The organism is Ruminococcus sp. AF17-12, from assembly GCF_003479245.1.
Taxonomy (GTDB): Bacteria; Bacillota; Clostridia; order Lachnospirales; family Lachnospiraceae; genus Blautia_A; species Blautia_A fusiformis.
In genome coordinates this window covers 66946-91781 of record NZ_QUGY01000011.1, presented here as the reverse complement: position 1 = coordinate 91781, position 24836 = coordinate 66946, and the positions used below count along the sequence as shown (strand labels likewise).

Genomic DNA, 24836 nt, shown 5'->3' with positions numbered 1-24836 from the left:
TCCTCCTTACTTGGGCTCGAATACTTTTCTTAATACTTCTCCCAGATAATTGAAGCTGACGACCGTGATCAGGATCAGGATTCCGGGGAAAATAGCCAGATACGGTGCCTGCTGGATATAGCGCTGTGCATTGCTCAGCATACTTCCCCAGGAAGCCGTAGGCGGCTGGATACCCAGGCCGAAAAAGCTCAGTGCAGATTCCATCAGGATGGCATTGGCAATGTTCATGGTTGCAGCCACGATAATGGTAGGCATGATGTTAGGCAGGATATGATGTACAATGGTGGAGAATTTCTTCTGTCCGGAGATCTTTGCATAGATGACATACTCTCTCTCGTTCAGGGAAATGGTCTCGCCACGGACGATCCTGGCAATGTTCATCCAGGTCAGAAAGCCGATGATCAGGACAATGTTCTGAAGTCCCGGTTTCAGGAAGGCATTCATAACGATCATGATCAGGAATGTCGGAAGGCTCATCAGTGCATCCACCAGACGCATCAGCACTGCATCCACCGTTCCTCCCACAAAACCGCTGATGGAACCGATGATCACACCAAGGGCTGTAGAAAGCACCATGGAAAGGAAGCCCACCAGAAGGGATGCTCTTCCTCCGTAAATACAGCGAGCCAGATAATCCCGTCCCATATCATCCGTACCGAAAAGATGCGCCATGGAAGGAGCATTCAGTCTCTCTGTGGCGCTGATGGCATTGGGATCTACCGGATACAAAAAGGCAAAAATGGAGATCAGTGCCAGCAGGATGATCGCTGCTGCACCTGCCACTGCAAGTTTATTTGTCTTAAAACCAAGTTTGATATTTTTCCAGATATTTTCTCTCATGTCCCTTTACCTCCTAACATCCTGCTTTGCGGATCCTCGGATCAAAGACAGCATACAGGATATCTGCCAGAAGATTTCCGAGCACCACGAGAAGCGCGGTAAACATGGTGATTCCCATGATCAGGGGATAATCATACTGCATAACAGCGGTCACTGCCAGCTGACCGATTCCCGGCCATGCAAAAACCTGCTCGGTGATAATGGCACCGGAAACCAGAGACTGCAGGCTCATTCCGAGAACTGTGATCATAGGAAGCATGGCATTTTTCAGTACATGCCGGAAAAGGATTCCAGACTCTTTCATTCCGTAAGCCTTCTGCACCATAACATAATCGGAGGACATTTCCGTAATGGTACTGCTTCTTAAATACCGGATGTACTGTGACGCATTTGCAAAGGTCAGAACTGCGCAGGGCATGACCATATGCAGGATCAGATCTCCTAAGGAACGGTTGCCGTCTGAATGCATACCGATACTTGGCAGGATATGGAGATGCACACTGAAGAGATAGATCAGCATGATACCGAACCAGAACGTAGGAATGGAGATACCTACATAACAGAACATGCTGGTGATCTTATCCAGAACACCATTTTTATTCTTTCCTGAATACAGGCCCAGTACAATGGCAATGAGAAAACCAAGCAGCATGCTGGTCCCCATTAGGATCACGGTTGCGGGAAGCCTCTCCAGCATCTGTGTCAGGACCGGTCGGTTATTCATCAGGGAATTTCCGAAATTCCCGTGAAAGATCCTTCCCAGCCACAGAAAGTACTGCTCATAGACAGGCTTTGTAAGTCCCAGGCTTTCTCTCAGGTTCTGGATATATTCTTCACTCATATTTGGTTCCACATAAGTCAGGACAGGATCTCCGGGCGCTGCTTTTGTCAGTGCAAAGCAGAGAACAGAGACAATAAACAGTGTCAGAATACACTGTATCAGACGGTTTACGATCTTCTTCAAAATGTACCTCCTTTATTTTCCCCGAAAACAGGAAATCGGCTGGCGCAAAAACGCGTCAGCCTCTTTCTGTTTCCGGTATTCATCCGCTATAAAATTATTTATTTCTCCAATGTGTAGATCTTGGAATAATCATAATAAATAGTTTTTAACAGACATTCATCAAAGCCTCCGAAATCTTTACTTACCGCATAGAAACCATTGGAATAAGCGATCGGATAGATATACATGTTATCATTGATCGTATTCTGGATCTCCTTATAAATCTCGCCACGTTTTGTCTCATCTGCAGTGCTGTTGCCCTCTTCCCACAATGCATCCAGATCTGTATCCTTGATCCTGGAATAGTTGGAACGGCTGACGGAAGAACTCATGTCTGCATAAAGGCTCGGCTCTTCTCCCAGAGTGTAGAAGCTCAGTACCAGATCATAATCTGTGCACTCAGGATCCTTTGTCTTATTCTTGAAGGTAGACTCATCTGTAGGAAGAAGATTGATGGTGATTCCTACATTGGCAAGGGCAGACTGTACATACAGAGCCTCACTCTCCATTGTCTTATCTGTGGAGATATACATCAGGTTCAGAGAAAGACTTGTCTTTCCTGCTTCGGAAAGGAGCTCCTGTGCTTTAGCCGGATCATTGTCGTAGGTATTGTCCGGTTTTGTATAGTAGAGTGTATCCGGTGTAAAAATAGAATCTGCAGGCTCTGCATAATCCTCGGAAAGGAAAGCAAACTGACAGAACTCCTCTTTATTCAGTGCGTATGCGATCGCCTGACGTACCTTTACATCCTGAAGATCTTCGTTCAGCTCATTCATGAACATGGCGTTGACACGTCCGGAATTATAGGTATTGATGTTTACGTTATCGTAAGCACTGACGGTATCGTAATCATCTGCGCTGATCAGACGTGCATCCAGATCTCCGCTTGCAAGTGCCGCATTGGCGGAGCTGGAATCCTTTACGATCTTGAAGGTGATGGAATCCAGATTTACATCATCAAAATAGTCATCGAATTTTGTTACTTTATAATACTCTCCGGATTTGTATTCCTCGAACTTAAAAGGACCACTTCCCACCGGTTCATTGTTGAGATCACTTTCTCCGATATTCTCCACGCCGTCATAAATATGCTTCGGAATACAGTAAACCTGGCTCAGTCCACCAAGAAATCCTGCGGAAGATGATCCAAGGGAAATCTTGACTGTAAGGTCATCAACCTTCTCTGCCTCTACTGCCTTGTCATTAACGTATCCGTAAGAAGAATACGGAACATTCTGCTTCTCATCTACCAGCACCTGCATGGTGAATACCACATCATCGGCTGTGATCGGCTGACCGTCATGCCATTTCAGTCCGTCTTTGAGCTTCAGTGTGAATTCGCTGGCATCATCATTGGCTGTTACACTTTCGCAAAGTCCGTTTCCGTAATACATCTCTCCGTTCACGATCTCAAAAAACGGGCTGTACAGTGCCTGCATCATATCGAAGCTTGTCTGATCCACAACATAAAGCGGATTGATGTTCTGCGGATCTGCTGTTTCTGCAATGGTAATATTTCCGCCTTCCGCCTTGGTTCCTTCTGTTTCTGCTGCAAAAGCAGTCATTCCTGACATAACAGTTGTTCCTGCCACTGCAGCTACCAGAAGCGCTGCCAGTACTTTTTTTCTCATTTCCTGTTCCTCCTGTGTTTCAGTGAGTATACCTCTTTTCCCACCAGTTTAATATGATATAAGCAAGATAATACTATACCATATTACCTTTGTCAAGCTGTCCCTGGCTCTTCAGAGATTTTTTTACTGCATTTCGTTAAAGCTTGTATTTATTCTACATACAGATCACACAGGCGTCAAGATAAATTTTCTGTATCTTGCCTCTGATCTATATATATTTCCTTAATTCGTCATATTTTTGATCCAGTGTCCGTAATTGCACTTCAAAAATGCAGGCACGCATTTAAAGATCTGATCTGCATTCAGGCAGCATACCACCACTGCCGGAGATGCCTTGACCACAAATGCCATAAACATGGACAGAGGGATCACGATCCCCCAGGTACTGATCAGGTCCACCTTCATGGAATAAGCGATGCTTCCGCTTCCCCGGATGATACCACCGTTTGTCGGCATCTGATAGGACATTCCTACCATTACTACACTTAAGTCATTACCGAAAGCCCGAAGGCAACCCCTGCAATTTCCACACAGCGCAGTGTAGCAAGCAGGATCTGCGTCACCGCAAAGAAAAAGTAAGTAAACCGGATGATCGCCAGATAGGAAAGACCGGCTTCGATAATCGCCTGATCTGTTGTAAAAAGCCCCAGCAGCTGTGTTGGAAAAAGACTGGCCAGGATAAACAGCACAAGGGCAATAAAAAAGCCTGTGCTCATGGCCCAGGCACCGATCTTCCTTACCGGCTCTGTCTCTTTCTTTCCCCAGTACTGACTTCCGAATATGACAAGTCCGTCTCCCAGCGCCATAAGCAGCTGCTGAAAGACGAACTGTACCTGGTTTACGGTGGTCACACCGGATAATGCAGTTTCGCTAAAGGCTCCAAGCATAATGTTGTCCGCAAGATTGACACTTAAGGTCACTACATTCTGCAGCACCAGCATGGAGCATAATTTCAGAAAATTACGATAAAAACTCTTCATCAGTCTTTTACGATGGCAATGATATCATCTGCGTTGATCACCAGATATTTCTCACCCTCATATTTGATCTCGGTTCCTGTGTATTTTCCGTAGATCACACGGTCGCCCGGCTTTACCTGTACCGGTACTTCTTTACCGTCTACGACCTTACCGCCACCTACTGCGATAACCTCTGCCTGCTGGGTTTTCTCCTTGGAGCTGTCCGGAAGTACGATGCCGGATGCGGTTTTGTCTTCTGTCTCAAAATATTTTACGATAACTCTGTCTGCAACTGGTTTTAATGCCATATTCATTTCCTTCTTTCTGTGATTATTAGCACTCTTGAGCTTCGAGTGCTACTCTTTTTTTATCATACTACATATCCGAAAATTGTCAAGATATTTGCAGATATGTAGTATGATATTATTTATGATAGGGCTCTCCGCTGATGATACGATAGCTGCGGTAGATCTGTTCCAGAAGGATCACACGCATCAGCTGATGAGGAAATGTCATCTTCGAAAAGCTTAAAGCATAGTCTGATCTCTTCAGTACTTCTTTTCCAAGACCGATAGAGCCGCCGATCACAAACTGGATATGGCTGGTCCCACGTATTCCCAGCTCGTTGATCTTCCGTGCGAAGTTCTCAGAGGTCAGCTGTTCGCCTCCGATCTCCAGAGTGATCACAAACGCATCATCCCGGATATATTTAAGAAGACGCTCCCCTTCCTTGTTCCGAATGGCATCTTCTACTGTTTCGCTGGCATTATCCGGTGTTTTTTCGTCGGACACTTCTATGATCTCCAGCTTGCAGTAACGCCCAAGGCGCTTGGAATACTCCGCAATGGCATCCCGCAGATATTTTTCCTTGATCTTCCCTACTGTCAGGATACTTATTTTCATCCGCCGTTCTCCTCCAGATAATTCTCAAATTCTTCTGCTGACATCAAAACCTTCCTTGGCTTGGTTCCTTCCTCCGGACCTACCACTCCTGCGTCACAAAGCTGATCCATGATCCTTGCCGCACGGTTAAATCCGATTTTGAACATACGCTGGAGCATACCGATGGAGGCCTTTTCCTTCTCAATGATAAATTTACCGGCTTCTGTAAAATAGACATCTCTGTCACCGCCGCCGGCTCCTCCCGGGACACCGGCTGTATTGACCTGCTTCTCGATGGAGGTATCATAAACAGCACCCTGGTTTTTGTCAGAAACATATTCTACGACTGCACTGACCTCCTCATCTGAAACAAAAGCACCCTGCAGTCTGGCCGGCTTCTGATACCCCTGAGGATAAAACAGCATATCGCCCTTGCCAAGAAGCTTCTCGGCACCGTTCATATCCAGAATCGTCCTGGAATCCACGCCGGAGGATACGGAAAATGCGATCCTGGACGGCATATTGGCCTTGATCAGACCTGTGATGACATTGACCGATGGCCTCTGGGTAGCAATGATCAGATGGATACCAGCTGCACGTGCCAGCTGGGCCAGACGGCAGATCGCATCCTCAACTTCTCCCGGCGCAACCATCATAAGATCCGCAAGCTCGTCCACGATGATCACGATCTGCGGCATCTTCTCAGGTGCCTTTTCTCCCTCCGGGACCCGCATATTGGCAACCTTTTTGTTATATTCTCCAAGATTACGTACCCCATATTCCGCAAAGGCATTGTAACGGCTGGTCATCTCGGAAACAGCCCAGTTCAGCGCACCGGCCGCTTTCTTCGGATCTGTGACCACCGGAATGAACAGGTGCGGGATCCCGTTATATACACTGAGCTCCACCACCTTCGGATCGATCATGATCAGACGCACCTCATCCGGTGTAGCCTTATAAAGGATGCTGACGATCAGCGTATTGATGCAGACGGATTTTCCGGAGCCGGTTGCTCCGGCGATAAGAAGATGCGGCATCTTGGCAATATCTGCCACTACCGGTTTTCCGGCAATATCCTTACCTGCTGCAAAGGACAACTTGGATTTTGCATTTTTAAACTCCTCTGACTGAAGAAGATCCCTCAGCATGACCGGGCTGTTCTCCTTGTTCGGAACCTCGATCCCCACGGCTGCCTTTCCCGGTATCGGTGCTTCGATGCGGATATCCGGTGTAGCAAGATTCAGCTTGATATCATCGGAAAGACCAACGATCTTGCTGACCTTCACACCCATTTCCGGCTGCAGCTCATAGCGGGTAACGGTAGGTCCGCAGCTCACATTGGTAACGGTTACATTGACGCCGAAATTATGCAGGGTTTCCTGAAGCTTCTGTGCTGTTTTGCGCAGATGTGCATCGGAATCTCCCTGAGATCTGCCATCTCCGCGCTTCAGAAGCTTCAGCGGCGGATACTGATATGGTTTCTTCTCCGGAGCTTCTCCCTGGCTGATCTCATGCTGGATATTTCTGATCCCATGCTCGATCTCTGTCTGAGATGACTTCGGGTTTCTGGAGGGCTGATGGGATGCCTTCTGTTCAGCTTCCGGCTGAGGATCCTCCTTTATCTCAGCGGGAACGGCTGCCTTTCCTGTTTCCCGGGAAGCTTTTGCTGCTGTCTCAGTTTTTGACGGCAGGATCTGCTGCATCTCGGGAATATCTACATCCTCATAGCCGGCATAAGCATCCTCCTCTTCGGCTTCCTGCATTTCTCTTTCGAAATCCGGCTCCTCCGACTCTTCCCGGGCCGGCTGGGACTGTGAACGGTGGATCTGGAATTCCAGCGGCTGAGCATGCTCCTCCGGTTTCTCATCAAGCCCTGGATCCTCTTCTGTCAGATCTGTATCTGCCGGAAGTACAGCCTTTTGTTCATCAAGGAAAGAAGGAAGATTAAATTCTCCTTCCCGGTTCGCCTTCACCGCAGCCTGTCTTTCTTTCTGCGATCTTCTTGTTTTTTTCTTTTGTTTTTTTGAGATATTTTCCGGATCTTTCTCTGTAAGGGCAAGTTCTTCTTCCTCCAGCTCTTCTTCCAGCCGGCGGATCTTCTCCGCTCTTTTTTCCGCACGGATCTTTCTGCGAAGCTCCTTCTGCTTTTCTCTGTCCGGCTGTCCCTCAAGATAAGCTTCTCTGCCCTCTCTTGCTGCATCTGTAAAAAAGTCCAGGATCTTATTCATAAATCCGAAGAAGGATCTCTGTGTTATGATGATGAGAGACACAAGAAGCACCAGAACGATGATCACAGTTCCGCCCACAACGCCAAAAGCGGATGCTGTGGAAATACATACTGCACCACCGAATACTCCACCACCGGTACGGTATTCCGAACTCAGTGAATAATAATCCGAAAACGTGGTACTTGGCGTATAGCCCTCTGTGATCAGCTGAAGAAAGCCGCAGAGGAACACAAAAAATACCACGCCCGCCAGTACCTTTTTGTAGGCAAGACGGTTGGTATTGTTCACGATCAGGAACGTAACTCCGGCAAAAAGCAGGATCGGGAAAATATATGCACAAAGTCCCATGATGCCAAAGCATACGGCACTGATGGCATTTCCTACGATCCCTCCCATACCAAATGCACTGATCATCAGGATCAGGCAGGCCGCAAACATCACAAGGATCAGGATCTCTGTCTGAAAGCGATTACCGACAGGCTGCTGCTTCGCCGCAGGTTTTCTTTTTCTTTTTTTTGTCGTTTTTGAAGCTGCCATTGTCAGACTCCTCCCAGTTGATATCAAATATAATTCGCTGCCAGAATAAGGATTCCGGCTGCAAAAGAATAAAATGCAAAATAACGCAGTCTGACCTGATTCGAAAGCTTAAGCATAAAACGGATCACCAGATAGCCTGTGATCCCGGCCACGATCATTCCAAGAACATAAGTAAATCCCTGGCCAACAGTCATATGAACAGAAGTGAACTCTCCCATCTCCACAAAAAAAGCTCCCACCACAGCCGGAATGCTCATCAGCAGCGAATATTTCACTGCAAACTTCCGTCCGAGGCCGCAGAAAAGTCCTGCGCTCATGGTAAGGCCAAGCCTGGAAAGGCCCGGAAACACAGAAAGGCCCTGGCAGATACCCATCCACATAGCATCTCCGAAGCTGGTTTCTTTTGTTCCCTTGCTGCCATTGACATTACTGTAGTCCACAACAAGGAGGATCACACCTGTAAGAAGGATTCCGATCCCGGAAAACATGTGTGAGGATGCGCTTCGCACAACAAGTCGTTTGCACTGATATCCGATCAGGACTGTAGGAATAGTGGATACCATGATCAGGGCAGTAAGCTTCCGGTAAGTTCCGCTTATGATCTTTGCGTAGGTAAGCTCTTTCCCAGTCCTACGGTTATAGAGAAAAATATTGGCATTTCCGATCAGATCCAGTATCATTCCGATCAGCTCGATCCCAATCTTCTTGATATCCTTCAGAAAAACAAGGATCAGAGCTATCATAGTTCCCAGATGGAGCATCACTTCAAAAAGCACACCGGAGCCTCTGGTACCGCCCAAAAGATCCTGCACTCCACAGAGATGTCCGAAGCTGCTCACCGGCAGAAATTCGGTGATTCCCTGAATGATTCCCAATATAATCGCATGTATCACTGACATAATGATATTTCCTTTTCTTAAATTTTTTCCAACACATTATAGCATAACTGAGTAAAACTTACAATCTTCACTTGGCAAAAGTTTCAAACAAATGTTCTTTTTTTGATCTGCAAGAAAAAAAATCCTCCGGCTGCATCAGAAAACACAGTCGGAGGATCTGTTTATAAACAGACTTTCTGCTTATTTATTTTTCAGATATTCGTCGATACCTTTTGCACCAGCTTTACCTGCACCCATGGCAAGGATTACGGTAGCTGCACCTGTAACGGCATCACCACCGGCATATACGCCGTCCTTGGATGTCTTACCGGTTTCTTCCTCGGCAACGATACATCTTCTCTTGTTGATGTCAAGGCCCTTGGTTGTGGAAGAGATCAGCGGGTTCGGTGAAGTACCAAGAGACATGATGACAGTATCTACATCCATATCATACTCGGAACCAGGAATCTCTACCGGACGTCTTCTTCCGGATGCATCCGGCTCACCAAGCTCCATCTTGACAACCTTCATACCGTTTACGTGGCCGTTCTCATCAACGAGGATCTCCTTCGGATTTGTAAGAAGATCAAAGATGATGCCCTCTTCCTTAGCGTGATGAACTTCCTCTGCTCGTGCAGGAAGCTCTGCCTCACTTCTTCTGTATACGATATGTACCTCAGCGCCAAGTCTCAGCGCTGTTCTTGCAGCATCCATGGCAACGTTACCACCGCCGACAACTGCAACCTTTTTGCCTGCTGCGATCGGTGTATCATAGGAATCATCGAATGCTTTCATGAGGTTGCTTCTTGTCAGGTACTCGTTTGCAGAGAATACACCGCTTGCATTCTCACCCGGGATCCCCATGAACATCGGAAGTCCTGCACCGGAACCGATGAATACAGCCTCAAATCCCTCATCCTCGATCAGCTGATCGATGGTAGTGGATTTACCGATGACAACGTTTGTCTCGAATTTAACGCCAAGCTCTTTGACCTTCTCGATCTCTTTCTTAACAACCTTCTGCTTCGGAAGACGGAACTCTGGAATACCGTAAACAAGAACACCGCCAAGCTCATGAAGAGCCTCGAATACAGTTACATCGTATCCTGCCTTTGCAAGGTCACCTGCACAGGTAAGTCCGGATGGACCGGAACCGATCACTGCAACCTTATGTCCGTTCTTAACCTCTGCTCCTGCAGGTTTGATATCATGCTCCAGAGCATAGTCTGCAACGAATCTCTCCAGCTTACCGATAGAAACAGCCTCGCCCTTCTTACCGCGGATACACTGTCCCTCACACTGGGATTCCTGCGGACATACACGACCACAGATAGCTGGAAGTGCGGAAGATAAACCGATCACCTTGTAAGCCTCTTCCATGTTGCCTTCTTTGATGTGCTCGATAAATCCCGGAATATTGATGGATACCGGACATCCCTCTACACATTTCGGTTTCTTACAGCCAAGGCATCTCTGTGCCTCTTCCATTGCTTCTTCCTGATTATATCCAAGACATACTTCCTCGAAGTTTGTCGCACGTACCTTCGGATCCTGCTCTCTTACAGGAACTTTTTTTAACATTTTTGCATCTGCCATTAGTTGTCACCTCCGCAATGTCCGCATCCACCGTGGTGGGTATCGCCTTCCTGAAGCTTCAGTAATGCACGGCCCTCCTGGGTCTTATACATCTGGCTTCTCTTCATAGCCTGATCGAAATCAACGAGATGTCCGTCGAACTCCGGTCCGTCTACGCAGGCAAATTTGATCTCATCACCGACCTGGAGACGACAAGCGCCGCACATACCGGTTCCGTCAACCATGATCGGGTTCATGCTGACAATTGTGTGGATACCAAGCTTCTTGGTAAGAAGACAGACAAATTTCATCATGATCATCGGTCCGATCGCTACACAGACGTCATAATGCTTGCCCTCGTTTGTCACAAGATCCTCAAGAGTCTTTGTTACCATACCGGAACGGCCATAGGAACCGTCATCTGTTGTAACATAAAGATTGGAAACAGCGCCAAGCTCTTTCTCAAGGATAACCATATCCTTAGTCTTGGAACCAAGGATAACATCCGCTGTGATGCCGTGCTCATGGAGCCATTTAACCTGCGGATAAACAGGTGCGGTACCGACACCACCGGCTACGAATACCATTTTTTTCTTCTTAAGTTCTTCGATATCCTCATGGACGAACTCAGACGGACATCCCAGAGGTCCTACGAAATCACGGAATGAATCTCCCGCCTTCAGTGCGGACATCTTAATGGTAGATGCTCCGATCTCCTGGAATACGATGGTAACTGTACCGGCCTCGCGATCGTAATCGCAGATGGTAAGCGGGATCCTCTCTCCCTTTTCGTCAAGTTTCACAATGATAAATTGTCCTGGCAGACAGTGGCTTGCCACACGTGGTGCATGCACAACCATAAGATGGATCTTAGCTGCCAGCGTTTCAGCTTTTAAAACCTTATACATGGTCTTCCTCCTCGCGCAAATTATAAACCTTTATTAATAATACGCTAAAAATCAGCATATGACAAGAGTAGATTTACAATTTCTGTCAAATTTCTTTACCACAGCACAGCGCAACCATGTTAGTCTTATACAACTAACATCATCAAAAGCCACATACAAAACTGGTTATTTCTGTGTTTTTTTCCTTTCAATAAGGGTATACAATCGGTCCAGTGCCTCCCGGATCCCTCCTACTTCATCGATGAGTCCTTCCTTTACCGCTTCCTCACCCTCCAGCATAGTCCCCACATCTTTTACAAGCTGGGAGGTATCCAGCATCAGCTCCTCCATCCGTTCTGCCGTGATATGTGAATGTCCGGATACAAAGGCAATGATCCGGTCCTGGATCTTTTCCATATTGCGGTAGGACTGCGCCACGCCGATGAACATTCCGTTCTGGCGTACCGGATGGACCACCATGGTAGCACTTGGCACGATAAAGGAATAATCTGCTGATACCGCCATGGGTACACCTATGGAATGTCCCCCGCCCAGCACCAGGGAAACCGTAGGGATACTTAGAGACGCGATCATCTCCGCAATGGCAAGCCCTGCCTCCACATCTCCTCCTACCGTATTTAAAAGGATCAGAAGCCCCTCGATCTCCTCATCGTCCTCAATGAGAGCCAGCTTTGGCAGTACATGCTCATACTTGGTTGTTTTGCTGTGAGACGGCGCGGATTCATGACCTTCGATTTCCCCGATCACCGTCAGAAGCTCCACTTTATGCTTCCGGGAATTTCCATCGAGCACTGCCTGCCCTGTTTCCCGGATCTGTTCGTTCTGGCTCGCTTCCCGGTCCAGTTCCTTCTGTTTTCTCTCTTCGCTCTGTTTTTCCATAAAAAAATACCTCCGGAATCTGAAATTCTGGAGGTATTATATGCAAAATATTACTTTCTATTCAGAGATCATTCGTCCCAGTTTGTCCATACGTCAGTAACGTCGTCGTCATCATCAAGAAGATCCAGTGTTCTGTGAAGATCTTTGATAGCCTGATCATCCGTCAGCTCCACATAGGTCTGCGGGATCATGGCGATCTGTGCTTCTACAAGCGGGATCCCGGCTTTCTCAAGAGCCTCACGTACAGCACTGAAATCGTCCGGTGCTGTGATGATCTCAAAGCTGTCCTCTTCCTCGTTGAAGTCCTCAGCACCTGCATCCAGAGCTGTCATCATCAGCTCGTCCGCATCCATCTCGCCGCACTCATCCTCAAGCTCTTCCTTGTCGATGATGATCTGGCCCTTCTGGTCGAACATAAAGGATACGCATCCCTGTGTTCCGATGCTTCCATTACCCTTGGTAAACGCGTTACGTACATTACCTGCAGTACGGTTCTTGTTATCTGTAAGAGTCTCTACGATAATAGCAACACCGTTCGGACCATATCCCTCATATACAGCCTTCTCGTAGCTGTCTGCAGAATCCGCACCTGCTGCCTTCTTGATTCCACGATCGATCGTATCATTCGGCATGTTGTTCGCTTTTGCTTTTGCGATGACATCACGAAGCTTGCTGTTGTTTGCAGGATCCGGGCCGCCGGCCTTTACTGCCATAACGATCTCACGGCCGATGACTGTGAAGATCTTACCCTTCTTGGCATCATTTTTCTCTTTCTTATGTTTGATGTTGGCAAATTTTGAATGTCCTGACATGGTATCTTCCTCTCCTTGTTACCGTATATTTTCTTTCGTGCCCTGCTCATTTTGGGTACCGTTTTACATAATTGCAACTCGGTTTAATATAGCACTTATGAAAGATTTCGTCAAGAATCAGAAAACAAACCGGTCAAAATTCCTCATGTTCCCCTAAAAAGTCAGTTCCAGACTGATCTCAAGCGCATGATTCACCTTATCAAGCATAGCACTGTCCAGATGACACACCTTATCCTTCAGACGCCGCTTGTCGATGGTGCGGAGCTGTTCCAGAAGGATCACGGAATCCTTTTCGATCCCGTAGGCGGATGCATCGATCTCAATATGTGTCGGCAGCTTTGCCTTATTCATTTTTGATGTAATTGCCGCACAGATCACTGTGGGACTGTGACGGTTGCCCACATCGTTCTGGATGATCAGCACCGGACGGATGCCGCCCTGTTCACTGCCCACTACAGGTCTTAAGTCCGCGTAAAAAATATCCCCTCTTTTTATAACCACACAATTCACACTCCGATTCTGGTCCGGCTTATTTGCAAGCCGTATTCCTTTTTACAGATAAGTATTTCCACAATTTCTTTGTGTATACCATGCGTGGTACTTTTTTACCGGCCTTATGTCTGACCCGGCGTTTTCCGGATCCGGGTATTTACGGATCTACTGGAAAAAGCTCTCCTCTTCTCCGCATTCCTTACCGTCTTTGATATAAACCCGCGGAACACGTTTACTGATCCCGCAGACAAATTCATAGGAAAATCTTCCGGAAAGATCTCCCAGTGTCTCCACACTGATAAATTCCTCTCCATCTCTTCCCATCAGGGTGACCTCGTCCCCGGCCTTCACCTCCGGGATATCTGTGACATCAACCATAAACTGATCCATGCAGACACGTCCGAGGATCGGAGCTTTTTTGCCCCGGATCAGGACCCAGCCCTTATTGGAAAGCTGTCTCGGATAGCCATCTGCATAACCTACGGGGATCGTTGCCATTCTGGTAAAGCGTTCTGTAACAAACGTTCCTCCATAGCTTACCGCTGTTCCACGTTCCACATTTTTCACATAGGATACATGACTTTTCAGCTCCATTGCAGGTGTCAGCTTCACAATATCACGTTCTACCTCCTCTGACGGATAAATACCGTAAATGGTGATACCGGCACGAACGACATTGAGATTTGCTTCCGGAACACGGATGATACCTGCACTGTTGGAGCAGTGACGTACCGGAATATGAACACCTCTTTTTTCCAGAAGCTCTGCAAAACGGAGATAACGGTCCAGCTGCACCAGTGCAGGAGAACGGTCGGTCTCATCCGCCCTGGCAAAATGGGTAAACATTCCCTCGATCACCAGATTCGGGATTTTTGAGATTTTTTCGATCTTTATCGCATTTTCCGGAATATCCGCATATCCGATCCTTGTCATTCCCGTATCCAGAGCCAGATGAATATGTACATTTTTTCCAATGCGTGCACCTGCTTTTGCATATTCTGCTGCTGTATTAAGATCCGATATGGTGATCCGGATATCATTGGCTGCAAGCTCTTCATAATATTCCTCAAATACAAGGCCAAGGATCAGGACAGGCTTGGTGATCCCTGCATGCCGAAGCTCCAGTGCCTCCTCTGCAGTAGCTGTTGCAAATCCCCAGATATAGTCATAGTCCTGGATCAGACGGGCAATAGCTCTGGCACCATGACCATAACCGTCTGCCTTGATCACAGCGATGATCTTTGTCCCTTCTTTGACATTTTTATGCATTTCCTCAAAATTGTGGGCAATGGCATCCAGTGATACCAGTGCTTTTACTCTCTCGTATTTTTTCATAATCCCGACTCCTCTTCACCTATAGCTAATGCCTTGGGCAGATATTCTATGATATCTCCTGCCAGCATACTGCGCTTTCCTTTTTCAGCGGCTGCAAGATCACCGCAAAGTCCGTGAAGATAAACACCTAACGCGGCCTTTAAAACCATGGGAGGCTGTTCCTCCGTTTTCAGATACATACATAACACTGCTGCCAGGATCCCGGAAAGCACATCTCCGCTTCCTGCAGTTGCCATTCCGGAATTACCGGAAAGATTCAGATACATCTGGCCTTTTTCATCTGCGATCACCGTACATGCATCCTTCAATACGCACACAGAGCCTGTTTCCGCAGCACATTTCAGTGCAGTATCTGCGATCTCATGCTGGATCTCCTGGATCGTTCTGCCACTGAGCCGGCTCATTTCTCCGATATGCGGTGTCAGGACTACATGCTCTCCCAGATACTGATACCACTGTGGATGTGCAGCCAGAAGGTTCAGGCCGTCCGCATCCAGGATCAGCGGCTTTTTCTCCCGGGCAGCCGCCGTGAGAAACCACTGTTCTCTCTCACGGCTGGCCACTGATGTTCCAAGTCCCGGTCCGATCACGATCACATCACACCAGGATAGAAGCTGTTCATTGGATTCCTGATCAAAGCGGCTGCAGACCATAGCCTCCGGAAGGAGTATCTGCAGTGGGATCCTGTTGGCTTCCACAGTCTGGATCTTTACCATTCCCGCACCGGCACGAAGTGCTGCACTGGCGCTTAAATAAGCGGCTCCGCACATTCCCTCACTTCCGGTCACAAAGAGCACTTTTCCGAAGGTACCCTTGTTTCCGCCGGGATCACGTTCCGGAAACAGCTTCAGATCTTTATTTTCCAGACAGGCGGCAGATGCAGTCACAGCTTCCTGCTCATAGATCCCGATATCGGCGGTAACGATCCTTCCTGCATACAGTCTTCCCGGATAAAAGCAAAGACCTCTTTTCCGGTAAGCAAATGTGACAGTCAGATCGGCGCTGAAGGCAATTCCCATTTCCAGGCCAGTATCTCCGTTCACTCCTGACGGGATGTCAACTGCGATCTTTTTGGCCCTCGCACTGTTCATCTCATGGATGATATCAGCATAATGCCCCTCGATCGGACGCGTCAGGCCCACCCCAAACACGGCATCTACTATAGTAGTATATTCACTCCACTGCGGGTTATTCACCTCCGGGACACGATAACCGGAAGCGATCTTATACTGAAGAGCTGTCTCTCTGGTCATTTTATCTTTGTTTCCGACCATATAAAACTCTACCCGGATCCCTTTCAGATGGAACAATCTGGCAACAGCGATACCGTCACCGCCATTATTTCCGCTTCCGCAGACTACCAGGATCCTTTCGTCCTTCTGGAGATACTTTTCTGTTTCCTCTACCACCTTCAGTGCCGCCCGCTCCATCAGAACCTCGGAGGGAACTCCGATCTCACGGATCGTTGTGGAGTCCAGATCCTTCATTTCTTTGCAGGTAACAAGCTTCTTCATTCTGTCTTCTGCCTCCCCTCTGTCATAGAGAAAGCTGCCGTTTCCGGCAGCTTAACAATTCTTACTTATCCACATGTTCCTGCCTGTATTTGCTGAGATTATAAGACAGTGTCATCAGACTCTCGGAAAGATGAACGTTCTCTACGATCACATCATCCGGTGTCTCAAGATCGAGATGTGCAAAATTCCAGATTGCCTTGATCCCGTTCTCCACCAGGATATCTGCCATTTCCTTGGCTTTATTCTTGGGAAGTGTCAGAATCGCGATCTCCACATTATTCTCTCTCAGGAAAAACGGAAGCTCACTGAGCATCTGGATCTCAAGTCCACGGACTGCGATGCCCTCAAGCACAGGATTTACGTCAAAGATACCAACCAGCCTGAACCCGCGCTTCTCAAAATCCACATAATTGGCAAGTGCCTGTCCCAGATTACCGGCACCCAGGATGATCATCGGATGAACGGTATCCAGTCCCAGGATCTTACCGATCTCTGTATAAAGATAGTGTACATTATAGCCATACCCCTGCTGCCCAAAACCGCCAAAATTATTAAGATCCTGACGGATCTGAGAAGCTGTGGTATGCATCTTTTTACTTAATTCATTGGAAGAAATACGTTCTACATTATCTTCCATCAGCTCTCCTAAGTAGCGGTAATAGCGTGGCAGACGCTTAATCACCGCTTTCGAGATTTGTTTTGTCTCCACGATAGTTTTCCTCCTTACCTTACACTAGGTTAATTATAACGAATTGACATTTTCCTGTCAATTAAAGTTGTCTATTCTGTACAAATTTCTTTATATTTTTTCTAATAATTGATTTTTTCTTTGAAATCCCGGCAGTTTCCGTTATAATAGGTGGAGGATTTTTCCCTGTTCAGACATAAACAGGGGTGATTCTTTATACAGGAGGACAGTTTTTATGATTTTATCATGTCAGAATATATGCAAGGCCTTTGGCGAAAAAGTAATTTTAAACGATGCATCCTTTCACATTGAAGACCGTGAAAAGGCTGCTCTGATCGGATGCAACGGTGCAGGAAAGACCACACTGCTGCGTATCATCATGCAGGAGCTTTCTGCTGATTCCGGTACCGTGGTGCTTGCCCGGGATAAAAATATCGGCTATCTTGCCCAGTACCAGGATATCCACGGACATCATACCATCTACGAGGAGCTTCTTACCACCAAGCAGCACATCATCGATATGGAACGCCGTATCCGCAATATGGAACAGGAAATGAACACGGTGACCGGTGATGAGCTGAACCGTCTGATGGAAACCTATACCCGCCTGACCCATCAGTTTGAGCTGGAGAACGGATACGCTTACAAAAGTGAGCTGACCGGTGTCTTAAAGGGTCTCGGCTTCACGGAGGAAGATTATGACAAGCAGATCGAAACTCTTTCCGGCGGTCAGAAAACCCGCGTGGCGCTGGGCAAGATGCTTCTTTCCAAGCCGGATATCCTGCTTCTGGATGAGCCAACCAATCACCTGGATATGGAAAGCATCTCCTGGCTGGAAACTTATCTTCTGAATTATCCGGGAGCTGTTTTTATCGTCTCCCATGACCGTTATTTTCTGGATAAGGTGGTCACCAAGGTCATTGAGATCGAAGCCGGACAGACCCGCGTATACAGCGGCAACTACTCTGCCTATGCTCTCAAGAAGGCTCAGCTTCGTGACGCACAGTACAAGGCATACTTAAATCAGCAGCGGGATATCAAGCATCAGGAAGCCGTTATCGCCAAGCTGAAATCCTTTAACCGTGAAAAATCCATCAAGCGTGCGGAAAGCCGTGAAAAAATGCTGGACCGTGTACAGAGGATCGAAAAGCCTCTTGAGCTCCAGGACCGGATGCGTATCTCGCTGGAACCACGGGTGTTAAGCGGAAACGATGTGCTCCACGTGGAAGCGCTTTCCAAGGCCTTTCCGGGACAGACCCTGTTCTCCGATATCTCCTTTGATATCAAACGCGGCGAGCGTGTGGCACTGATCGGAAACAACGGAACCGGAAAGACCACCATGCTGAAGATCATCAACGGTCTTATTGAGGCAGATGCCGGCAAATTTTCCCTTGGTTCCAAGGTGCAGATCGGTTATTACGATCAGGAACATCATGTTCTGCATATGGACAAGACAATTTTCCAGGAGATCTCCGATACTTATCCGACTCTCACAGAGACCGAGATCCGAAATATGCTTGCTGCATTTCTCTTTACCGGAGATGATGTTTTCAAGGAGATCTCCGCACTTTCCGGTGGAGAAAGAGGCCGTGTTTCCCTTGCAAAGCTGATGCTTTCCGAAGCCAACTTCCTAATCCTTGACGAGCCTACCAACCATCTGGATATTGCCTCCAAGGAGATCCTGGAGGAAGCACTGGTCAGCTACACCGGTACAGTCCTTTATGTATCCCATGACCGTTACTTTATCAATCAGACTGCGACCAGGATCATGGAGCTGACAAACCAGGCAGTGGTAAATTACATCGGTGATTATGATTACTATCTGGAAAAGAAGGAGGAGCTGACCAGTACCTATGCACCGGGAAGCACTTCTCCGGAGGCACCTGCCGAAGAAAAATCGGTTTCCGAGAACAAGCTTTCCTGGCAGCAGATGAAGGAAGAACAGGCAAAGAAACGAAAACGGGAAGCCGAGCTGAAAAAAGTCGAAGCCCGTATCGAAGAGCTGGAAACAAGAGACAGCGAGATCGACGAAACCATGGTCCTTCCGGATGTCTGCACCAATGTAGCGGAATGTACAAAGCTGAGCCGCGAAAAAGCAGCCATCGCTGAAGAACTGGAAGAGCTTTATGAAAAATGGGAAGAGCTGGCCTGACGGTCAGCTCTTTTTTATCCCCTTATGTTTTTATGGAAGCAGCATGCCGAGATGCTGTTCAAAGCATACACCATCGTTACGGTCTGTTCCTTCCTCCACCGCATCCCGGATCGATGCCGAGATAAAATCCACGGCCAGCTCTGCACAGGTTTTCATGGAATATCTTTTTACCAGCCCTGCACTGAGCACGGATGCAAAAAGATCTCCTGTCCCGGAATAGCTTCCGCCGGATTTCTCTGCAAATACCCAGGAGCTGTTTCCGTTTTCCAGGACAAGATTCCCCATTTTCAGAGGCTGCCCCTCCTCCCTGTGATCCACTCCAGTGATCACAACGGCAGGAAGTGAAAATTTCCGGGCAAGTCCGCACCCGATCTCCCGGATTTCTTCCATCCGCCGGGCCTCTGATACCTTTTGCAGTTTATTCCAGATCTCCTCCATTTTTTCTTTTCCGTAGAGAAGAAGGAGGGCTTCCGTAAGGTTCGGTGTGATCACATAGGAACGACGTGTCAGTTCGCAGAACCGGCTGCGGAGTTCTTCTGTATAGATCGGATAAACCGCGCCGTCATCCCCCATCACCGGATCTGTAAGGATCAAAGTATCCTTTCCTGCAAACGCATCCATAAATTTCAGGATCCTGTCTGCCTGCTTATCATCAGAAAGAAATCCTGTATAGATCCCATCCGGGAAAAATCCTCTTTTTTTCCACTGCTCCATATATGGTTCCATATGCTCTGTGAAATCCTCACAGAAATAACTTTCATAACCGGTCTGGTTGCTTAAAACAGCGGTGGGAAGTGGACACGCCTGGACTCCCATCACCGAGATCACCGGGATCGCTGCTGTCAGTGAACATTTCCCCAGCCCGGAAAGATCATTGATCACTGCTATTTTTTTCATGGTAATTCTCCAGTCTTGAGTTTTTTTCTGTAATATTATAGAATGAACTGTCAGGTTTACGCAATCATTTTTGGAAGGAAATCATCATACTTATGTTAAATATATCCGCTGAACACAAAAAAGAACACCTTTATCTGGAGGTTTATCACTATTACCGGAAGCTGATTCTGGAAGGCCGTCTCCTTCCCGGAAGCAAAATGCCCTCCCTCCGCAAATGCGCCCAGGAGCTGAAGCTGAGCCGTACCACCATCGAAAATGCCTATCTTCTGCTTGCAGCAGACGGATATATCATCGCCAGGGCACAAAGCGGCTATTATGTCACCGGCATTGCTTCCAAGCAGCATCTGCTTACCCCCGAAAAACAGGATAAGGATATCACGCCCTGCCTTTATGATTTTGCCTCTTCCGGTGTTGACCGGGAAAGCTTCCGTTTTGATCTGTGGCAGCGTTACATCAAAAGCGCCCTCCGCCAGGGCGACCGTATGCTTTCTTATGGCGAACCCCAGGGCGAAAGCGATTTCCGGGAGGTTCTCGCAGACTATATCCGGGAACGCAGAAATGTGATCTGCTCCCCGGATGACATTGTAGTAGGGGCCGGTCTCCAGCCCCTTCTCCAGATCCTCTGTCCTCTGATCCATGAACGGAAAACCGTTTCGTTCCCCACACCGTCCTTCACCACATGCAGCACCATCTTTCAGGATTACGGCTTTGATGTCCATTACCGGGACAAAAGCTGCGATGTGATCTATGTTTCTCCTGCTCACATGACGAAATGGGGCGAGATCATGCCGGTAAAACGACGCCTGGAGCTGATCCGTCATGCGGAGATCAATGACCATCTGATCATTGAGGATGATTTCGAAAACGAATTTGTTTATTTCCAGAAGCCGACGCCTTCACTTTTCGGTCTTGCAGGTGGTGAAAACGTTGTCTATATCGGTTCCTTTTCCAGGCTGCTGCTGCCCTCCATCCGTGTCAGCTTCATGGTACTGCCACGCTCTCTCCGGGAAAAATATACAAAAAAAGCAGCCTTTTATAATCAGACTGCTTCCAAGGCAGAACAGATCGCGCTCTGCCAGTTTATCCGCGACGGGCATCTGGCTTCTCAGACTAGAAAGCTCCGCCGCCTTTATTCCCAGAAGCTGAAGGCTCTTTCCCAGGCTGTCCGGGAAACCTTCGGCCAGGACTGCCAGATCCAAACAGGAGCCGCAGGAACCAGCCTTGCCCTTACTCTTCCCTGTTCTCTCACAGGCAGTGAACTGACAGACAGAGCCCGGAACCGTGGTCTGGGACTGGAGGTTCTCAGAGAAAACGGAGCCGAGGTCACCCTGGTCCTCTCCTGCTCCTCCATTCCATCCAAGGATTTTCTGCCTGCCTGTCAGCTTCTGAAGGAGGTTACCGGCTCCTAATCTCTCCGGTTATCGATCATGTAGAGCAGGGCATTTACAATGCACGCAGCGATGTTGCTTCCACCCTTGCGTCCTTTTGCCACAATATAAGGCACATCTGCGTGCATGATCAGCTCCTTGGACTGCACAACATTCACAAAGCCTACCGGCACACCGATGATCAGCTCAGGAGAAAGCTTTCCGTTCTCAATAAGCTCATAAAGACGTACCAGTGCGGTAGGTGCGTTCCCAATGGCAAAGATCAGCTTTTTATCCATCTCTGCGGCCTTGTCCATGCTGGCTGTGGCTCTGGTAGTCCCGTTCTTTTTTGCAAGGGCAGCCACATCCTCATCGGACATGAAGCAGTAAGCCTCACCGCCGTAGCGGGCAAGTGCACGCTTGTTGATCCCGGCCTTTGCCATCTGGGTATCTGTGACGATACAGGCACCGTTGCGGATGGCGTCCATGGCCATCTCCACTGCCCCCTCCGAGAAGCAGAGATTTTTTGCATAATCAAAATCTGCGCTTGTGTGGATGCAGCGTTTTACGATCAGCTCTGTTCCCGGAATCAGGGGAGTATCCCCCAGCTCTTCTGTGATGATCTCAAAGCTTCTTTTTTCGATCTCCATGGGTTTTACATTTTCAAGCTCAACTTTCATTTCTATTCTTCCTCCGTAATCCCGTTTTCCAGTATCTCATAGATTTTTTTCATATCCAGATGCTTCCGCAGCTCTGCAGCCAGGATATCATACTGCTGTTCCTTAAATGCCGCAAAATCCACGCCTGTCATATTTTCCACATCAATACCTTTTTTCTCGCCGATCACGCGGATGATCGCCTCTGCAGATGTTTCCTTATCGAAAACGCCATGGATATAGGTTCCGCACACATTTCCCGCAAAAGCACCCTCTTCTTTTTTCTTACCGCTGACGCTGTCTGTGATCTTCGTGGCTGTTCCTGCATTGTCCTTCAGGATGCTTTCGCCCATATGGATCTCATAGCCCTCGATCTCCGCACCGGAAAGAGGAGCAAACACACCGGACAGCTGACCGAAATGCCCCTGCACCCTGGTCCTGGTTTTCTTTTCGGCAAATACCGTTTCCATGGGAAGAAGTCCCATTCCTTTCATGGAACCGCCATTTTCAACTCCATGAGGGTCGCTTAAGGTTTCACCCAGCATCTGATAGCCACCGCAGACACCAAAGATCAGCTTGCCTCTGGAGGCTTCCTTGAGAACTGCTGCTTCCATTCCGCTTTCCCGCATCCAGATCAGATCGCCCATGGTGTTCTTGGTTCCAGGAAGGATGATCATGTCCGGAGAGTGAAGATCTCTCGGGTGTTTTACATAGCGGAGAGAAACTCCGGGAATGCTCTCAAAAGGATTAAAATCCGTAAAGTTAGAGATCCTTGGTGTACGGACCACTGCGATATCAATGACACCGGCTTCCTGCTTCCGGTCAAAACGTTCCGTCAGGCTGTCCTCATCCTCCACCTGGATATCCAGATAAGGCGCCACACCCACCACCGGGATCCCGCTTCTTTCCTCAAGCATGACAACACCAGGGTCCAGAATAGTCTTATCTCCGCGGAATTTGTTGATGATCAGCCCCTTTACCATAGCCTTCTCATCGTCCTCCAGAAGCTCTACCGTACCGATCAGCTGGGCAAAAACACCTCCACGGTCAATATCTCCCACAAGAAGGACCGGTGCCTTGGCCATCTTTGCCATACCCATATTTACAATATCCTCATCCTTGAGATTGATCTCGGCAGGACTTCCCGCACCTTCGATGACAATGATATCGTTTTCCGCTGCAAGAGCGTTGTACGCCTTCATCACATCCGGAACCAGGGTCTTCTTATATTTGAAATAATCCCTGGCACTCATGGTTCCAAGAACCTCTCCGTTTACGATCACCTGGGAGCCTACATCATTGGTAGGCTTCAGAAGAATGGGATTCATCAGGACAGACGGCCGGATCCCGGCTGCCTCTGCCTGCATGACCTGAGCCCGTCCCATCTCAAGACCATCCTCTGTGATAAAGGAATTCAGTGCCATATTTTGTGATTTAAAAGGAGCCACACGATATCCATCCTGCTTAAAGATCCTGCAAAGTCCCGCAGCCAGCAGGCTTTTTCCGGCATTGGACATGGTTCCCTGTACCATTATTGCTTTTGCCATAATATACCTCCCTCAAGTACTTCGATCAGTTTTACATTTTCTTCATGGCGCTTTACCGCGATCCGGTAATACCCCCTTGTAAGACCCGGATAATTGCTGCAGTCACGGATCAGGATCCGCTTGCGCAGACAGAAGTCAAAGAGCTCCTCCGGTCCTTTAAAGAAAATATAATTTGCTTCCGACGGAAATACTTTATACCCAATGCGGACCAGCTCATCCTTCAGCCACTGTGCCTCCCGAAAAACAAGCTGTCTTCCCTCCTCTACATATTCCGTCTCTGTAAGTGCCTGGATCCCGGCTGCCTGGGCCATGGTGGAAACATTCCATGGCTGAACGCAGAGCTCCATCCTTTCCATCAGCTTTCTGTCAGAACAGAGGCCATAGCCCAGCCGCACACCGGCCATGGCATATCTTTTTGTAAATGCTTTCAGGATAAAAAGATTATTGAACCCGGAAAGAGAATGCTTCAGAGAATACTCTTCCGGTTCCTTTACAAAATCAAGGAAACACTCATCTACCACCAGCAGGATATCCAGCTTTCTGCATTTTTCCAGGATCCTTTTCAGAAGCCTGTGGGGGATCAGCATGCCGGTAGGATTGTTGGGGTTACATAAGAAAGCCATATCCAGTCCCTTATGGAGGATATCCAGATATGCTTCACTGAGCACAAAACCGTCATTTTCCGTCAGCATGTAATATTCCAGCTCACAGCCAGTGCTGGCCAGAGCCTGTCCGTATTCCGCAAAAGTAGGCGCCGGGATCAGAGCCCGCTTTGGCTTTACTGCATGACAAAGCGTAAAGATCACTTCTGCTGCTCCGTTACCGCATATTACCTCTTCCGCTTTTACCCCTTCCGATTCTGCGATCCTTTCCCTGAGAACGCCGCATCCCACCTGGGGATATTGTGCAATATGATCCAGACTGTGGATAATGGCCTGCTTCACACTTTCCGGTGTTCCCAAAGGATTCAGATTTGCCGAAAAATCCAGGCAGTCTTTATGTTTATATACGTCTCCTCCATGTATGTGTTTTGTCATTGGTCATTCTCCTGTCTGT

At 48.0% G+C, this 24836-nt stretch carries 23 protein-coding genes; 2 read left to right on the top strand and 21 right to left on the bottom strand.

Annotated elements, in window-relative coordinates; translation table 11 throughout:
• Positions 1-6: 6 nt before the first annotated feature.
• From DWW77_RS12660 to DWW77_RS12585, 17 genes are all read right to left on the bottom strand, one after another.
• The gene (locus DWW77_RS12660) at positions 7-840 is read right to left on the bottom strand and encodes an ABC transporter permease (RefSeq protein WP_015524834.1); all 834 of its coding nucleotides are present in this window, start codon (positions 838-840) and stop codon (positions 7-9) included.
• Between the two features lie 13 nt (positions 841-853).
• Entirely contained in the window at positions 854-1804 is a 951-nt protein-coding gene (locus tag DWW77_RS12655; RefSeq protein WP_180214802.1) for an ABC transporter permease, read from the bottom strand.
• A 98-nt stretch (positions 1805-1902) separates the two neighbouring features.
• Positions 1903-3474, bottom strand: a complete 1572-nt coding sequence (locus tag DWW77_RS12650; RefSeq protein WP_118608825.1) for an ABC transporter substrate-binding protein — start codon at positions 3472-3474, stop codon at positions 1903-1905.
• A 222-nt stretch (positions 3475-3696) separates the two neighbouring features.
• Positions 3697-3942, bottom strand: a complete 246-nt coding sequence (locus DWW77_RS18555) for a hypothetical protein (RefSeq protein ID WP_330547772.1) — start codon at positions 3940-3942, stop codon at positions 3697-3699.
• A 17-nt stretch (positions 3943-3959) separates the two neighbouring features.
• Positions 3960-4454, bottom strand: coding sequence for an MATE family efflux transporter (locus DWW77_RS12645; protein ID WP_330603397.1), 495 nt, complete (start codon positions 4452-4454; stop codon positions 3960-3962).
• A complete protein-coding gene (gene groES, locus DWW77_RS12640) occupies positions 4454-4741 on the bottom strand; it encodes a co-chaperone GroES (RefSeq protein ID WP_044960825.1) in 288 nt (95 codons plus the stop codon). Before groES ends, DWW77_RS12645 begins: the two co-directional genes overlap by 1 nt.
• Before the next feature lie 115 nt (positions 4742-4856).
• The gene (gene rlmH / locus DWW77_RS12635; RefSeq protein ID WP_021650552.1) at positions 4857-5336 is read right to left on the bottom strand and encodes a 23S rRNA (pseudouridine(1915)-N(3))-methyltransferase RlmH; all 480 of its coding nucleotides are present in this window, start codon (positions 5334-5336) and stop codon (positions 4857-4859) included.
• Positions 5333-8080 (bottom strand): FtsK/SpoIIIE family DNA translocase, encoded by a 2748-nt coding sequence (locus DWW77_RS12630; protein ID WP_118608824.1) that lies wholly within the window; start codon positions 8078-8080, stop codon positions 5333-5335. The genes rlmH and DWW77_RS12630 overlap by 4 nt, the downstream gene beginning before the upstream one ends.
• Before the next feature lie 23 nt (positions 8081-8103).
• On the bottom strand, positions 8104-8979 hold the full coding sequence (locus tag DWW77_RS12625) for an undecaprenyl-diphosphate phosphatase (protein WP_015524826.1): 876 nt from the start codon (positions 8977-8979) through the stop codon (positions 8104-8106).
• 180 nt (positions 8980-9159) lie between these two features.
• Positions 9160-10554 carry an NADPH-dependent glutamate synthase gene (gltA, locus tag DWW77_RS12620; protein WP_021650554.1) on the bottom strand — a complete coding sequence of 465 codons (1395 nt, stop codon included), beginning with the start codon at positions 10552-10554 and terminating at the stop codon, positions 9160-9162.
• A complete protein-coding gene (locus DWW77_RS12615) occupies positions 10554-11441 on the bottom strand; it encodes a sulfide/dihydroorotate dehydrogenase-like FAD/NAD-binding protein (protein ID WP_015524825.1) in 888 nt (295 codons plus the stop codon). Before DWW77_RS12615 ends, gltA begins: the two co-directional genes overlap by 1 nt.
• 165 nt (positions 11442-11606) lie before the next feature.
• Complete coding sequence (locus tag DWW77_RS12610; RefSeq protein ID WP_015524824.1) at positions 11607-12320, bottom strand: ClpP family protease; 714 nt, start codon at positions 12318-12320, stop codon at positions 11607-11609.
• Positions 12321-12388: 68 nt separating this feature from the next.
• Positions 12389-13132, bottom strand: a complete 744-nt coding sequence (locus DWW77_RS12605; protein ID WP_015524823.1) for a YebC/PmpR family DNA-binding transcriptional regulator — start codon at positions 13130-13132, stop codon at positions 12389-12391.
• A gap of 153 nt (positions 13133-13285) precedes the next feature.
• A complete protein-coding gene (locus DWW77_RS12600; protein ID WP_021650556.1) occupies positions 13286-13633 on the bottom strand; it encodes a type II toxin-antitoxin system PemK/MazF family toxin in 348 nt (115 codons plus the stop codon).
• Positions 13634-13789: 156 nt separating this feature from the next.
• On the bottom strand, positions 13790-14959 hold the full coding sequence (gene alr / locus DWW77_RS12595) for an alanine racemase (protein ID WP_110102265.1): 1170 nt from the start codon (positions 14957-14959) through the stop codon (positions 13790-13792).
• Positions 14956-16473: an NAD(P)H-hydrate dehydratase gene (locus DWW77_RS12590; RefSeq protein ID WP_114002417.1), complete on the bottom strand. Its 1518-nt coding sequence runs from the start codon at positions 16471-16473 to the stop codon at positions 14956-14958. The genes alr and DWW77_RS12590 overlap by 4 nt, the downstream gene beginning before the upstream one ends.
• A 61-nt stretch (positions 16474-16534) precedes the next feature.
• Complete coding sequence (locus DWW77_RS12585) at positions 16535-17185, bottom strand: redox-sensing transcriptional repressor Rex (protein WP_502685119.1); 651 nt, start codon at positions 17183-17185, stop codon at positions 16535-16537.
• Positions 17186-17396: 211 nt separating this feature from the next.
• Here DWW77_RS12585 and abc-f point away from each other — a divergent pair, with 211 nt between their 5' ends.
• Complete coding sequence (abc-f, locus tag DWW77_RS12580; RefSeq protein ID WP_022426792.1) at positions 17397-19313, top strand: ribosomal protection-like ABC-F family protein; 1917 nt, start codon at positions 17397-17399, stop codon at positions 19311-19313.
• A 30-nt stretch (positions 19314-19343) separates the two neighbouring features.
• Here the strand turns inward: abc-f and DWW77_RS12575 are convergent, their stop codons facing one another.
• Complete coding sequence (locus DWW77_RS12575; protein WP_021650560.1) at positions 19344-20210, bottom strand: pyridoxamine kinase; 867 nt, start codon at positions 20208-20210, stop codon at positions 19344-19346.
• 92 nt (positions 20211-20302) lie between these two features.
• Here DWW77_RS12575 and pdxR point away from each other — a divergent pair, with 92 nt between their 5' ends.
• Positions 20303-21619 (top strand): MocR-like pyridoxine biosynthesis transcription factor PdxR, encoded by a 1317-nt coding sequence (gene pdxR / locus DWW77_RS12570; protein WP_114002416.1) that lies wholly within the window; start codon positions 20303-20305, stop codon positions 21617-21619.
• Here the strand turns inward: pdxR and DWW77_RS12565 are convergent.
• Genes DWW77_RS12565 through cobD form a run of 3 tightly spaced genes read right to left on the bottom strand, consistent with a single transcriptional unit; the run spans position 21616 to position 24817 of the window.
• Positions 21616-22257 (bottom strand): precorrin-8X methylmutase, encoded by a 642-nt coding sequence (locus DWW77_RS12565; RefSeq protein ID WP_015524817.1) that lies wholly within the window; start codon positions 22255-22257, stop codon positions 21616-21618. The two genes, pdxR and DWW77_RS12565, sit on opposite strands and share 4 nt — an antisense overlap.
• 2 nt (positions 22258-22259) lie before the next feature.
• The gene (locus DWW77_RS12560) at positions 22260-23780 is read right to left on the bottom strand and encodes a cobyric acid synthase (protein ID WP_118608823.1); all 1521 of its coding nucleotides are present in this window, start codon (positions 23778-23780) and stop codon (positions 22260-22262) included.
• Positions 23765-24817, bottom strand: coding sequence for a threonine-phosphate decarboxylase CobD (gene cobD, locus DWW77_RS12555; RefSeq protein ID WP_118608822.1), 1053 nt, complete (start codon positions 24815-24817; stop codon positions 23765-23767). Before cobD ends, DWW77_RS12560 begins: the two co-directional genes overlap by 16 nt.
• Positions 24818-24836 lie beyond the last annotated feature (19 nt).